The following is a 14,393-nucleotide window of genomic DNA, read 5'->3' on the forward strand; positions in this document are numbered from 1 at the left end:
GCACAAAATAGCGCGAAGCTCTTCGTTTGTCACCTTTCGTGACGCAAATTGTCCGGCCCGAGAAATTAAAGTCGTGCATTATAACCATATCGTGGCAATTCGCAGCTAAATACTGGTCTTATCTGCGGAGATATTCCTGCACCAGACCGTGAGAACGCGTGAATTTCACGGTGGTCCGTAACCGGCTTTTCCTGCATTGCTGCGGCGTTTAGCGCCACCAGTGGCGAAATTTTTTATAACGCAACAGCAGCAAGATCAGCGCCGCGAGCGCATACAAAATAGGCTGTGGGGAGAGCGTTTTAACTGACCAAAGATAGTGGATAGGCACAAGGATGGCGACTAAATAGACGAAATTATGCAGTTTTTGCCATTGCGATCCCAACTTGCGCATCATTATCTGTGGCGAGGTTATCGCCAGCGCCAGCAAAATCAGCCAGCTTATGATTCCCAACGTTAGATAAGGCCGGGATATCAGTTCTTTTCCCAGCAGCGCCAGATGATCCAGCCCCAGCTCCAGCAGCGCATAGCTCACCAGATGTAACGTCGCCCAGAAAAAACACCACAGCCCGAGGAGGCGTCGGCAGCGAATCAGCAGCGGCTGTTTACCGTAGCGCGCCAGTGGCGTGACCAACAGCGTCGCCAGCAGCAATTTCAGCGCCATACGGCCGGTAAAATGCTGGATATCTTTGGCAGGATCCGCGCTGAACCACCCTTGGTCGATTGACAATATCAGCCACAGCAGCGGCAGAAAACCAGCCAGATGGAGTAGCACTTTTAACCGGGTAATATGTTGTAGCGTCAGTCTCATACTGATGTGGATTCCTGTCCTGACAAGGTGTTAGTGGCTAGACGTTTTGTGTTATTCGCTAAAAGTTGTCGCGTAGATTCAAGCCGCGATACAGTGAAGCGACCTGTTCCGCATAGCCGTTGAACAACAGCGTCGGTTGACGCTCAACGTTAAGCAGGCCGCCTGAACCGATGACGCGTTCTGTCGCCTGCGACCAGCGCGGGTGATCCACATGCGGATTCACGTTGGCATAGAAACCATATTCATCTGGTGCCGACAGGTTCCAGGTGCAGGGCGGTTTCTCCCGGGTGAATCGGATATGTACGATGGATTTGATGTTTTTAAAACCGTATTTCCACGGTGTGACTAACCGGATAGGGGCACCGTTCTGTGGTGGCAGCGTCTTGCCGTAAACGCCGACGGCCATCAGTGCCAAAGGGTTCATGGCTTCATCGAGTCTCAGGCCTTCTACATAGGGATAGTCCAGCCCGCCGCCTATGAAGCGATCTTTTTGCCCCGGCATCTGTTCTGGGTCGTAAAGCGTTTGAAACGCTACGTAGCGTGCGTTGCTGGTGGGTTCGGCGAATTTAATCAGCTTGGCCAGCTCAAAGCCGACCCACGGAATCACCATTGACCACGCTTCGACGCAGCGGAAACGGTAGATTCGCTCTTCCAGCGGAAAGCGTTTTAGTAAATCGTCGATATCCAGTGTGAGGGGTTTGGCGACATCACCGTCTATCTTAATGGTCCAGCCTTCAGTTTTTAACCCGCCTGCATTAGCCGCCGGGTCGGCTTTATCTAGCCCGAATTCATAGAAGTTGTTATAGCCCGTAACTTTATCTTCCGGCGTGAGCGGCAAATCGAGCTTCCAGTCCGCAGGTTGGCTAAACGTGAGCGGTTTACCCGTTGGCGCTTTGGGTTTATCCGCACCTTTAAACCACGCAAGCAGGTCAGCCTGCGCAGAAAACGGCAGTGAGAGCGCCGCAGCGGAAATACCCAGCGCCTTTAGTACGCGCCGACGCTGATAGAAGAGCGATTCTGGGGTAACGTCGGCTTCCGTGAACTTGCGATGTTTGTGCATGTGAACTCCCGCCGATGATTATTGTTGACGCAAAGTGGCGTTTTTACTGCTTATCGTTCACTTAGTTATAGATGAAGTGCGGTAGAAACCACGACAGGAGAGATGAAATACTTTTTTGCAGGGTGTAACAGCGCTCAAGATTACTGAGAATGCGTTGAGCGATGATAATGGATAGATCGTAAAGACGCTGTGAATACATCTATGTACGCTCGAGCCGCGCAGATATGAATCTCATCCCTGAGATTCACCCTTTCAGGGCCGTCGCAAGCGACGTTCAAAGGCGTTCCTGACGCCTTTGTCCCTGTCGCGGATGCTTTATTCTTCTATTCCATTATCACCGTTGTCGTTCCGCACATTAATACGTCAACGAACGGTGTTAGCTGATTTTCACCAGCGTACGGCCAGTGACTTTGTTTTCCAGCAGAGCAGCGGCGACAGCGGGCACGTCTTCCAGACCGATTTCCTGCGTCACCTGCTGATAGAACGACTCAGGCAGGATGGCTGCCAGACGCTCCCACGCTTGCTGACGGCGCGCCAGCGGTGCCATCACGGAATCTACGCCTTGCAGACGAACATTACGTAGAATAAAGGGCATTACGGTCGTCGGCAGCGCAATACCGCCAGCCAGACCGCACGCGGCGACTGTCGCGTTGTAATCCATCTGCGCCAGCAGCGTCGCCAGCACGTTGTCGCCGACGGTATCCACCGCGCCAGCCCAACGTTGTTTTTCCAGTGGGCGAGGGCTGCCGCTGAATTCGCTGCGATCCAGTACCTGTTTGGCACCCAGTTTTTTCAGATAATCAGTGTTGTCCGCACGGCCGCTGACGGCAGTAACCTGATAGCCTAACTCTGCAAGCAGGGCGACTGCCGTGCTGCCAACGCCGCCGCTGGCGCCCGTCACAATAATGTCGCCGCTTTCCGGGGTGATGCCGCCGTCTTCCAGCGCCATCACGCACAGCATCGCGGTAAAGCCTGCTGTGCCAAGAATCATCGCTTTACGCGCATTCAGCGAAGCGGGGAGAGGGACCAGCCAATCGCTCTTCACTCGCGCTTGTTGAGCCAAGCCGCCCCAGTGGTTTTCACCAACGCCCCAACCCGTCAGGATGACAGGCTGACCAACGGCAAACCGATCGCTGTCGCTGTGGCGTACTGTACCTACGAAGTCGATCCCAGGAACCATCGGGAAGTTACGAATAATTTTACCTTTGCCAGTAATGGCAAGCGCATCTTTATAATTAATGCCGGACCAATTGATATCGACAGTTACATCCCCGGCGGGAAGCTGCTCTGCATCAATCTCGCGAATCTGAGCGTGGGTCAGTCCGTCTGACTGTTCAAGAACTAAAGCCTGCATGGGCTATCTCCTGTAGCAGGATTAAATATGGGGAAGTCATTAACGACTATATACCCGTCATACTTCAAGCCGCATGTGCGTTAGCATCGCTTAGTCACCCGAATCACTTACTCAAGTAAGCTCATCGGAATGCCCTCGCTCGCCGCCTTCCTGCAACTCGAATTATTTAGGGTATAGTTATTACAGGTACTATTTGTTAATAAGGTACTGTTGTTAATAAAGGTACTATGTAGCTGGCTCATGCGAACTGATAAAAAACAATAAACTCGCAGAAATGACAATTATTTGGAATAGGACGCAGGGATGGGATTTACGACCAGATTCTCGATACTCATCGTATTGCTGACGGTTATCGCCATTTTTCTTATGCTTTTCAGTAGCATATTCAGCCTCTATTATTATAGCCAGTTGCGAACCGAGCAGCAGCTACGTGAGGTCACCGCCAGTATCGATCAGGCGTTATTAGTGCAATCGCCCGAAAATATTCAATATTGGCTGCCAGGAATGATGAAAACGGCAGGCATTGTGGCGTTGGATATTCAGGATAACGATTCGACCCTCTATTCAATACAGCTGCCCGAGGCCGGCTGGGAACGCACGCACCTCTATCATGAGGTCGAATTTCCGCTGATGCACCATACGAATATGGCGATCGCCTTAAAATATGTTGATCCGTTGATGGGGTTACCACGTTTCGTGGTGTCGACGTTATCGGTATTGCTGGCCGTGGGCCTGATGCTCCTGATGCTGTACTTCTCCCTTCACTGGCTGCGCCGTCAGGCTGCCGGACAGGAAGAGTTGGAAAAACGCGCACAGCGTATTCTCAAGGGCGAGCGTGAATCAGTGATGCAGGGGTCGGTACGTGAGTGGCCAGTCAAGACCAGTGGGGCGCTCGATCAACTGTTGTCTGATTTAGTGGAAGCGCGTGAGGAACGCGGACGGGTTGATACCTTAATCCGCGCTTTCGCCGCGCAGGATGCTGAAACCGGGCTGAGCAATCGTCTGTTTTTTGACAATCAGCTGACGACACAGTTGGAAGATGGCGAAGAGGTGGGGACGCACGGCGTCGTCATGATGATTCGCGTACCTGATTTTGAAACCTTGCAGGAAACGCACGGCTATACCAATGCGCTTCAGGAATACCGTTTCACGCTGGTCAACCTGCTGTCGACGTTTGTCATGCGCTATCCCTCCGCGCTGCTGGCGCGTTATTTCAGCAGCGATTTCACGGTATTACTCCCCCACAGCACGCTTAAGGAAGCCAATGCGATTGCCACGCAGCTCGTGAAGGCCATCGATATTCTCCCTGCCTGTCCGTTGATCGATCGGGAAGAGGTGCTCCACATTGGCATCTGTGCCTATCGCGGCGGGCAAAGCGCTGAGCAGGTGATGGAGAGTGTGGAAGATGCGACGCGCAATGCAGTGTTGCAGGGCGGTAATAGCTGGTGCGTGTTTGACAGGCAGGTGCCAGACAAAGGGCGCGGCAGCGTGAAATGGCGGACCCTGCTGGAACAGACGCTGGCGCGCGGTGGTCCGCGGCTGTATCAGAAACCTGCGGTCACCAAAGAGGGCGTGGTACATCATCGTGAAATGATGAGCCGGATTTACGACGGAGAACAGGAACTGCTCGCGGCGGAGTATATGCCGCTGGTTCAGCAGTTGGGGCTGGCGGCCAGCTATGATCGGCAGCTTGTGGCGCGAATTATTGATTTGTCAGCGAGCTGGCCTGGAGAAACACTGGCTTTACCGGTAAGTGTGGACTCACTTTTGCAGAAACCTTTCCTGCGCTGGCTGAAAGAAATTTTACTGCAATGTCCGAAAACGCAGCGACAGTGCATTTTATTTGAACTTGCAGAGGCAGATGTCTGTCAATATATCGGCCGCCTGCGCCCGGTTCTCAATTTGATTCTGGGATTAGGCTGTCGCCTGGCGGTCACGCAGGCGGGTTTGACGCTGGTCAGTACGACGTATATCAAGTCACTCCCCGTGGAGATCATCAAGCTTCATCCCGGTTTGGTCCGCAGTCTTGAGCGCCGCCCGGAAAATCAGCTGTTTGTACAAAGCCTGACCGAGGCCTGTAAAGGCACGCAAACGCGGGTGTTTGCCGCTGGCGTGCGAACCAAAGAGGAGTGGCGGATGCTGTTGGGCAAGGGCGTTTATGGTGGGCAAGGCGATTTTTTTGCCGCATCAGTCCCTGTAACGGATGAGCTGAAAAAATATTCACCACGGCATCGTGTTTAATATAAACGTCCCGTTCAAATTGACGTAGAATGAGGCGGTTGTTAAATCGGTTAGTGTGTGCTTACGTTAGCGGCAATCCGATTAAATGTTAGATTTTATGTCCTGTGTTAGCGCAATTCTGTCGGGTGGACAGTGGTAAGATGCCTTGCCGCCTGAGGAGAAAGCATGCTGTGCCTTCTCCCTGACGCCGACGTGCGCAACTCAGACTTATTTTTCACCGAAGCAGACCCTTTTCGTGCCTTGTCGCTGCTTCGCGTGGTTGGTAAAGTAGGCGGATTTATTTTTCGCCCCCAGCTTGCAGGATTATCCTTTAGTTATGTTTAAGAAATTTCGTGGCATGTTTTCCAACGACTTGTCCATCGACCTGGGTACCGCCAATACCCTGATTTATGTTAAAGGGCAGGGCATCATACTGAATGAACCCTCTGTGGTTGCGATTCGTCAGGATCGTGCCGGTTCTCAAAAGAGTGTGGCAGCAGTCGGCCATGACGCTAAGCAGATGCTGGGCAGAACGCCTGGGAATATCGTGGCGATTCGCCCGATGAAAGACGGTGTGATTGCCGATTTCCAGGTCACAGAAAAAATGTTGCAGCACTTCATCAAGCAAGTGCATAGCGACAGCTTTATGCGTCCGAGCCCGCGCGTGCTGGTGTGTGTTCCGGTAGGCGCAACGCAGGTTGAGCGTCGTGCCATTCGCGAATCCGCGTTGGGTGCCGGTGCCCGCGAAGTGTTCCTGATCGAAGAGCCGATGGCGGCAGCGATTGGTGCTGGCATGCCAGTATCCGAAGCGACCGGTTCCATGGTGGTGGATATCGGTGGTGGTACCACGGAAGTCGCGGTGATCTCGCTGAACGGCGTGGTGTATTCCTCTTCTGTACGTATTGGTGGTGACCGCTTTGATGAAGCAATCATTAACTACGTTCGCCGTAACTATGGCTCACTGATTGGTGAAGCGACGGCAGAGCGTATCAAGCATGAAATCGGCTCCGCTTATCCGGGCGACGAAGTGCTGGAGATTGAAGTGCGCGGCCGTAACCTTGCTGAAGGTGTACCGCGTGGATTCACCCTGAACTCCAATGAAATTCTGGAAGCGCTGCAAGAACCGTTGACGGGTATCGTCAGCGCAGTCATGGCGGCGTTGGAACAATGTCCACCAGAGTTGGCTTCCGATATTTCCGAGCGCGGCATGGTGTTAACCGGCGGCGGTGCGCTGCTGCGTAACCTGGATCGTTTGCTGATGGAAGAAACCGGTATTCCGGTTGTGGTGGCTGAAGATCCACTGACCTGTGTTGCCCGTGGTGGCGGCAAGGCGCTGGAAATGATCGACATGCACGGTGGCGATTTGTTCAGCGAGGAGTAATCCTGTCTGGAAAAAGGGGGGACCGGATGGATGAACGCCTGCGTTTTTCATCTCTCGTGGTTACCCCTTTTTTATTTGCCTGTAGCCCTACGGGGCACCGCTTTGTGACGTTAAAAATCGCCAGAGGCGATTTGAGGTTGCTGTCGAGGAATACGCAAATTTTATGAAGCCGCTTTTTAGCAGGGGGCCTTCCCTGCAATTACGACTTTTTCTTGCTGTCGTTACCGCGATTGTCGTGATCGTTGCGGACAGTCGGCTCGGTTCGTTCGTCAAAATCAGAACGTACATGGACACCACCGTCAGCCCATTCTATTTTCTGGCGAATGGGCCCCGTCAGGTTCTGGACAACATGTCTGCCTCACTGGCAACCCGTGAGCAATTAGGCCTTGAAAATACCGCGCTGCGTCAGGAACTGTTGATGAAAAACAGTGACCTTCTGCTGCTAGGCCAGCTCAAGCAGGAAAATGCGCGGTTACGTGAACTGCTCGGCTCGCCGCTGCGTCAGGATGAGCAGAAGATGGTGACGCAGGTGATGTCCGCTGGCACTGACCCGTATAGCGATCAGGTAGTGATTGATAAAGGTCAGATAAACGGCGTGTATGAAGGGCAACCGGTCATCAGCGATAAAGGTGTGGTGGGTCAGGTTGTGGCGGTGAGTCAGTTGACCAGCCGGGTGTTGTTGATTTGTGATGTTGCCCACGCGCTGCCGATTCAGGTGCTACGCAATGATATCCGTGTGATAGCTGCCGGTAATGGCTGTACCGACGATCTGCAACTGGAGCATCTGCCGAACAATACCGATATCCGCGTGGGTGATGTGTTGGTCACATCGGGTTTGGGAGGACGCTTCCCTGAAGGCTACCCTGTCGCCGTTGTATCATCAGTCAAGCAGGATACGCAGCGGGCTTATACGATTATTCAGGCTCGCCCGACGGCAGGGCTACAGCGCTTGCGCTATCTGTTATTACTGTGGGGTGTGGAAAATAACTCCAATACATCGTTGCCGCCAGCGGAAGTGCATCGGGTTGCCAATGAGCGTCTGATGCAGATGATGCCACAGGTTTTACCGTCCCCTGACGATATGGGACCGCCGCTTCCTCCTGATACCGCAGTGCCCACCGCCGAGTCGCAGAGAGGCCGCCAATGAACCGTTATCGCAGGCATGGCAACTGGATTATCTGGCTTTCTTTTCTGATCGCCATGGTTTTGCAGATTATGCCGTGGCCAGATGAAATCTACATGTTTCGCCCCTCCTGGCTGACGCTGTTTCTCATTTACTGGGTGATGGCATTGCCACATCGGGTGAATGTCGGCACAGGATTTATATTAGGTCTGATTATGGACCTGATTCTTGGGTCTACACTGGGAGTACGGGCACTGGCGTTGAGCATTGTGGCTTATCTGGTTGCTTTCAAATTCCAACTGTTCCGAAACATGGCGCTATGGCAGCAGGCATTAATCGTCATGCTGTTGTCGCTGCTGATGGATCTCACGGTATTCTGGGCAGAATTTTTAGTTATTAATGTCTCTTTCCGACCGGAAACATTCTGGAATAGCGTTGTTGATGGCGTACTCTGGCCGTGGCTGTTCCTGCTGATGCGTAAAATTCGTCGTCAGTTTACTGTGCAATAAGGTGATTCATGACTCAGCTTTATCTGGCCTCCGCTTCTCCCCGCCGTCGCGAACTGCTTACGCATCTCGATATTCCTTTTTCTGTACTAAATGTCGCGGTGGAAGAACAGCGGTTACCAGAAGAGGCGGCGGAAGTTTATGTTCGGCGTCTGGCGCATGAGAAAGCGGCCGCCGGTGTCGTGGCTGCACCGTCCGATTTGCCGGTTCTGGGTGCCGACACCATTGTGGTACTGAACGGTCAGGTATTAGAAAAACCGCAGGATGAAGCCCATGCGGCAGAGATGCTGAGTCAGCTGTCCGGGAAATCACATCAGGTGATGACGGCCGTCGCGCTGGCAGATAAAGACGATGTATTGAGCTGCCTAGTGGTAACCGATGTCGTCTTCCGTCCGCTCTCGCAGCAGGATATCGAACGGTATATCGCCAGCGGTGAACCGATGGATAAAGCCGGAGCTTACGGTATTCAGGGCAAAGGTGGATGCTTTGTCCGGTCGCTTAACGGGAGCTATTACGCGGTGGTTGGGCTGCCGCTGGTAGAAACCCATGAGCTATTCAGTAATTTTGCTGCGTTGCGGAGTGCAAGAGGAAAACATGACTGCTGAGTTACTGGTAAACGTTACACCGTCAGAAACGCGCGTTGCCTATATCGACGGCGGTATTCTGCAAGAAATTCACATTGAGCGAGATGCGAAGCGCGGTATTGTCGGCAACATTTATAAGGGGCGCGTGAGTCGCGTCCTGCCGGGTATGCAGGCGGCGTTTGTGGATATCGGCCTGGATAAAGCGGCATTCCTGCACGCGTCCGATATTATGCCGCACACCGAATGCGTTGCCGGTGACGAACAGAAGAATTTTCACGTCCGTGATATCGCCGAACTGGTACGTCAGGGGCAGGATCTCATGGTGCAGGTGGTCAAAGACCCGCTCGGAACCAAAGGCGCACGTCTGACGACGGATATCACGCTGCCGTCACGCTATCTGGTGTTTATGCCCGGCGCATCGCACGTTGGCGTGTCGCAGCGGATTGAGAGCGAAGCGGAACGTGAGCGCTTAAAGAAAACGGTCGCCGAGTATTGCGATGATGACGGTGGTTTCATCATTCGTACCGCAGCGGAAGGCATCGGTGAAGAAGAGCTTTCACAGGATGCGGCGTTCCTGAAGCGTTTGTGGGGCAAGGTGATGGAGCGCAAAAAGCGCAACCAGACTAAATGTAAGCTCTACGGTGAAGTGGCGCTCGCCCAGCGTATTTTGCGTGATTTTGCTGGTGCCGCGCTGGATCGCATTCGGATTGACTCCCGATTGACCTATGAGGCGCTGCTGGAATTTACCGCCGAATATATCCCGGAGATGACCTGCAAACTTGAACACTATGCGGGTAAACAGCCGATTTTTGACCTGTTTGACGTGGAAAATGAGATCCAGCGTTCACTGGACAGAAAGGTTGAACTGAAGTCTGGCGGCTATTTGATCATCGATCAAACCGAAGCGATGACGACCGTTGACATCAACACCGGGGCATTCGTCGGCCACCGCAATCTGGATGAGACCATTTTCAATACCAACACGGAAGCGACGCAGGCGATTGCACGACAGCTGCGTCTGCGTAACCTCGGCGGTATCATCATTATCGACTTTATCGATATGAATAACGACGATCACCGCCGGCGGGTGCTACATTCACTGGAGCAGGCGCTCAGTAAAGATCGCGTCAAAACCAGTATTAGCGGCTTCTCTCAACTAGGATTAGTAGAGATGACGCGCAAACGCACGCGTGAGAGTATCGAACACGTATTGTGTCATGAATGCCCGACGTGTCATGGTCGTGGCACGGTGAAGACGGTAGAAAGCGTCTGCTATGAAATCATGCGTGAAATCGTGCGTGTACACCACGCTTATGACACCGATCGTTTCCTGGTCTATGCCTCACCGGCAGTCGGGGAAGCCTTGAGAAGTGAAGAGTCGCACGCGTTAGCTGAGGTTGAAATTTTCGTCGGCAAACAGGTCAAAGTACAAATCGAACCCCTGTATAGCCAGGAGCAGTTTGACGTCGTAATGATGTAAATTCGTGCGCTCGTCGTCGGCGACGAAAGAAGGAGAAATCAGTGAGGCGACTGCCCGGAATACTTATCATCACGGGTGCCACTCTTGTCGTGATGGTAGCGCTGTTAGTCAGCGGCTTAAGACTGGTGCTGCCACAGCTCGATCACTTCCGGCCACAGCTGGTGGCCTGGGCGCAGTCTGCGGCCGGTGTTCCGTTAGAAATCGGCTCGATGACGGGGCGCTGGGAGTCTTTTGGCCCCACGCTGGAAATTGAAAAGCTTCGCACATCCCTGCCTGAATCGGACTGGCAGGTTGACCGCATTACGCTGGCGCTGGATGTGTGGCAGTCGCTGCTGCACGGGCGCTGGCAGTTTCGCGATCTCACGTTTCACCAGTTAAAACTGGATATTAATAGCCAATTTACCGGACAGCAGCAGGATAGCAAACTGATGGAGTCAGGAAAGGTTAGCGATCTTTTCCTGCGTCAGTTTGACCACTTTGACCTGCGTGATAGCCATATTACCTTTCTTACTCCTTCCGGTTCCCGCGCGGAACTGAGCATCCCGCAACTGACCTGGCTGAATTCCGACAAACGCCACCGAGCGGAAGGTTTGATCAGCCTGTCGAGTTTTAACGGTCAGCACGGTGTCGTGCAGATGCGTATGGACTTGCATGACGATCAGGGGCTACTCAGCAACGGCACGTTCTATCTACAGGCTGACAATATCGATATGAAGCCCTGGCTCAGCCGCTGGATGAAAAACAATACCGGGCTGGAAAGTGCCGATTTCAGTCTGGCGGCATGGCTCAACGTCCGTGATGGTGACATCCACAGTGGCGATGTGCTCCTTAATCAGGGTACGGCGAACTGGGGTGAGGGAAGTGATGCGCATCGTCTGAATGTGGATGACATGACGCTGCACGTCAGCCGTCAGGAAAATGGCTGGCAGGTGGATGTTCCTGCACTAAATCTGGCAACGGATGGCGTCGCCTGGCCGCAAGGCCGGCTTTCCGCCCTCTGGCTGCCAAAAAATGAACACATGCTGGGGCCTGACAGACAGGAAGAGTTACGCATTCGAGCCAGCAACTTAGCTCTGGAGCGGGTAAGCACGCTGCTTCCCCTGCTGTCCGGTACAACGCCAGAATTGAAAGCGCGCTGGGATGAACTGCAACCGACGGGCACACTCAGTAACGTTGCTGTGGATATCCCTCTGCAACAGCCGGAGCGAAGCCGCTTTCAGGCCAACTGGGAGGACGTGAGCTGGAAGCAGTGGAAATTGCTGCCGGGTGTTGATCATTTCTCCGGTTCTGCCCGCGGTAGTGCTGAACGCGGTCAGGTCAGTGTCGCGTTAAAGCAGAGCACGCTGCCCTATGTTGATATGTTCCGCGCGCCGTTGGAAATCAAGCAGGCCAGCGGCACGATAGACTGGCGTAATGATGCACAAGGTCTGTCGCTCTGGAGTCATGGGCTCGATGTGCAGGCGAAATCACTATGGGCTAACGGTGATTTCCGCTATGAACAGCCTGCCAAACAGGAACCAAAGCTGGATATTCTGGCGGGTATCCGGCTGACTGATGCAGCGGATGCCTGGCGCTATTATCCTGAACTGTATATGGGCACCGAGCTGGTGGACTATCTGAGTGGTGCGCTAAAGGGCGGTCGTGTCGATAACGCAACTCTGATCTTTGCTGGCAATCCGCAGCATTTCCCGTATACGCACAACGAAGGGCAGTTTGAAGTCTGGGTGCCAGTTAAAGAAGCCACCTTCGAATTTCAGCCGGGCTGGCCTGCGCTAACGCCGCTGGATATCAATCTGGACTTTGCCAACAATGGCCTGTGGATGTTTGCGCCACAAACCTGGTTGGGCAAGGTGGAAGGCAAAAACATTAGCGCGGTCATTCCCGATTATGAAAAAGAGATGCTGCTCGTCGATGGCGAACTGGACGGTCCTGGGCCTGAAGTGGGGAACTATTTTAATCAGACGCCGCTGAAATCCTCTCTGGGTACGGCACTGGATGAGCTAAAAATTGGCGGGCCGGTGAAAGGGACGCTGCATCTGGATATTCCGCTTGCTGGTGACGATGTCCGCGCCAGTGGCGACATTACGCTGAACAATAACAGCTTATACATCAAGCCGCTGGACACCACGATTAAGAATCTCACTGGTAAGTTCCGCTATGAAAACGGCAACTTACGCAGTGACACGCTTCAGGCGAATTGGATGAATCAGCCGATGGCGGTCAATTTCACGACGCAAGAGCACGCGAAGGCTTTTCTGGTGAATGTTGGCTTGCAGGGAGACTGGCAGCCTGCGCGTTTGCCTAGTTTACCGGCATCGGCAAGCAAAGCCCTGTCCGGCACGGCAAGTTGGAAGAGCACGGTTGCCGTCAACCTGCCGCATTCTGGTAAAACGACCTATGATGTTGATGTACAAGCTGATCTAAATAAAGTGAGTAGTCACTTACCTAATCCGTTAAGTAAACCCGCTGGCGAGAACCTGCCGCTGGACGTTAAAGCCAAAGGTGACCTGAATGGTTTTTCCATGCAAGGGCGAGTGGGCAAAGATAACCGCTTCAATAGCCAGTGGCTGCTGAAAGGCGACACTGTGACGCTGGCGCGGGCAAGCTGGCAGAACGCCGCAACGGTGGCTCCTGCATTGCCAGAAGATTCCGCTCTGGTACTCGACCTGCCGCCGCTGGATGCTGAAAGCTGGCTGGGGCTTGTGCCTTCGCTGCGTGCTTCGACATCGGCAGAAGGGAAAAAAGCGCATAGTTCTCTTCGTTTTCCTGAATCCGTGACGCTACGGACGCCTGAGCTACAGTTGCTGGGGCAACAGTGGCACGATCTGGAAATCACGCGTAAAAATACGCTTGCAGGCAGTGAAGTACAGGCAAAAGGACGCGAAATAGACGGAACGGTTGAGATACCTAATCGCGGCATGTGGCGCAGCGACATCCATTATCTTTACTACAATCCTCAGTGGAAAGGGAATGAAGCGACCAACCCGGTGGCATTAGCAGAGAAAAAATCGCCGCTAAACGACCCGAGCATCAGCTTTGAGGACTGGCCGTCGCTGGCGGTTAACTGTCGTCAGTGCTGGATTATCGGGCAGAATATGGGACATATTCAGGGAACGCTGCTGCCAGAAAAGGAAAAATTAACGCTGACGGACGGTATCATTGATACGGGTAAGGCGCGTCTGACGGTAAACGGCACCTGGCAGGAAAACCCAGAAGGCGTGCGTACTGCGCTAAAAGGCCGCCTGACGGGAGACAGTCTGGAGCAGAACGCGAACTGGTTCGGCGTGGATTCTCCGCTGAAAGCCGGTTCTTTCGATGTGGACTACGATTTGTACTGGCGCGGTACGCCTTGGGCACCGGATATTGCCAGCCTGAGCGGAATATTGCACACGCGCATCGGTAAAGGTGAAATTGCCGAAGTCGGTACCGGTCAGGCCGGCCAATTGCTGCGTTTATTGAGCTTCGATGCCTTGATGCGTAAGCTGCGGTTTGATTTTAGCGATACGTTTGGTCGCGGATTTTATTTCGATTCAATTCGCAACACGGCATGGATTAAGGACGGTGTGCTGCATACGGATGATATGCTGATCGACGGGCTGGAAGCCGACATCGCGATAAAAGGCGATCTCGACCTCGCTAAGCGACAGGTCAATATGGAAGCGGTCATCGCCCCGGAGATTTCTGCGACGGTGGGGGTGGCGACTGCATTTGCCGTCAACCCGGTCGTGGGAGCCGCGGTGTTTGCTGCCAGTAAAGTGCTGGCTCCGCTATGGAACAAGATTTCGCTGATTCGCTACCAGATTTCCGGTAGCCTCGATCAGCCAAAGATTCAGGAAGTGCTGCGTGAGCCGAACAAGAAGAAGGGCGAATAATGCCG

The 14,393-nt window shown here is 53.4% G+C and carries 11 protein-coding genes; 8 read left to right on the forward strand and 3 right to left on the reverse strand.

Annotated elements, in window-relative coordinates; translation table 11 throughout:
• Positions 1–208: 208 nt before the first annotated feature.
• From msrQ to acuI, 3 genes are all read right to left on the reverse strand, one after another.
• On the reverse strand, positions 209–808 hold the full coding sequence (msrQ, locus tag KKH3_RS00105; protein ID WP_039354541.1) for a protein-methionine-sulfoxide reductase heme-binding subunit MsrQ: 600 nt from the start codon (positions 806–808) through the stop codon (positions 209–211).
• A 58-nt stretch (positions 809–866) separates the two neighbouring features.
• On the reverse strand, positions 867–1,868 hold the full coding sequence (gene msrP / locus KKH3_RS00110; RefSeq protein ID WP_039354544.1) for a protein-methionine-sulfoxide reductase catalytic subunit MsrP: 1,002 nt from the start codon (positions 1,866–1,868) through the stop codon (positions 867–869).
• A 376-nt stretch (positions 1,869–2,244) separates the two neighbouring features.
• Positions 2,245–3,222, reverse strand: a complete 978-nt coding sequence (acuI, locus tag KKH3_RS00115) for an acrylyl-CoA reductase (NADPH) (RefSeq protein ID WP_039354547.1) — start codon at positions 3,220–3,222, stop codon at positions 2,245–2,247.
• Positions 3,223–3,525: 303 nt separating this feature from the next.
• Here acuI and csrD point away from each other — a divergent pair, with 303 nt between their 5' ends.
• The 8 genes from csrD (at position 3,526) to yhdP (ending at position 14,388) form a co-directional block, all read left to right on the forward strand.
• Positions 3,526–5,463, forward strand: a complete 1,938-nt coding sequence (gene csrD / locus KKH3_RS00120; RefSeq protein WP_039354549.1) for an RNase E specificity factor CsrD — start codon at positions 3,526–3,528, stop codon at positions 5,461–5,463.
• 165 nt (positions 5,464–5,628) lie between these two features.
• Positions 5,629–5,787, forward strand: a complete 159-nt coding sequence (locus KKH3_RS22135; RefSeq protein ID WP_159440268.1) for a hypothetical protein — start codon at positions 5,629–5,631, stop codon at positions 5,785–5,787.
• On the forward strand, positions 5,780–6,823 hold the full coding sequence (gene mreB / locus KKH3_RS00125; protein ID WP_010300322.1) for a rod shape-determining protein MreB: 1,044 nt from the start codon (positions 5,780–5,782) through the stop codon (positions 6,821–6,823). The genes KKH3_RS22135 and mreB overlap by 8 nt, the downstream gene beginning before the upstream one ends.
• Positions 6,824–6,986: 163 nt before the next feature.
• Positions 6,987–7,970 (forward strand): rod shape-determining protein MreC, encoded by a 984-nt coding sequence (gene mreC, locus KKH3_RS00130; RefSeq protein ID WP_039354552.1) that lies wholly within the window; start codon positions 6,987–6,989, stop codon positions 7,968–7,970.
• Positions 7,967–8,455 carry a rod shape-determining protein MreD gene (gene mreD, locus KKH3_RS00135; protein ID WP_010300327.1) on the forward strand — a complete coding sequence of 163 codons (489 nt, stop codon included), beginning with the start codon at positions 7,967–7,969 and terminating at the stop codon, positions 8,453–8,455. The genes mreC and mreD overlap by 4 nt, the downstream gene beginning before the upstream one ends.
• A gap of 8 nt (positions 8,456–8,463) precedes the next feature.
• Positions 8,464–9,057, forward strand: a complete 594-nt coding sequence (locus KKH3_RS00140) for a Maf family protein (RefSeq protein WP_039354554.1) — start codon at positions 8,464–8,466, stop codon at positions 9,055–9,057.
• A complete protein-coding gene (gene rng, locus KKH3_RS00145; RefSeq protein WP_039354557.1) occupies positions 9,047–10,516 on the forward strand; it encodes a ribonuclease G in 1,470 nt (489 codons plus the stop codon). Before KKH3_RS00140 ends, rng begins: the two co-directional genes overlap by 11 nt.
• A 41-nt stretch (positions 10,517–10,557) precedes the next feature.
• The gene (yhdP, locus tag KKH3_RS00150; RefSeq protein ID WP_039354560.1) at positions 10,558–14,388 is read left to right on the forward strand and encodes an AsmA2 domain-containing protein YhdP; all 3,831 of its coding nucleotides are present in this window, start codon (positions 10,558–10,560) and stop codon (positions 14,386–14,388) included.
• Positions 14,389–14,393 lie beyond the last annotated feature (5 nt).

The sequence above is a fragment of the Pectobacterium actinidiae genome (assembly GCF_000803315.1).
GTDB lineage: Bacteria > Pseudomonadota > Gammaproteobacteria > Enterobacterales > Enterobacteriaceae > Pectobacterium > Pectobacterium actinidiae.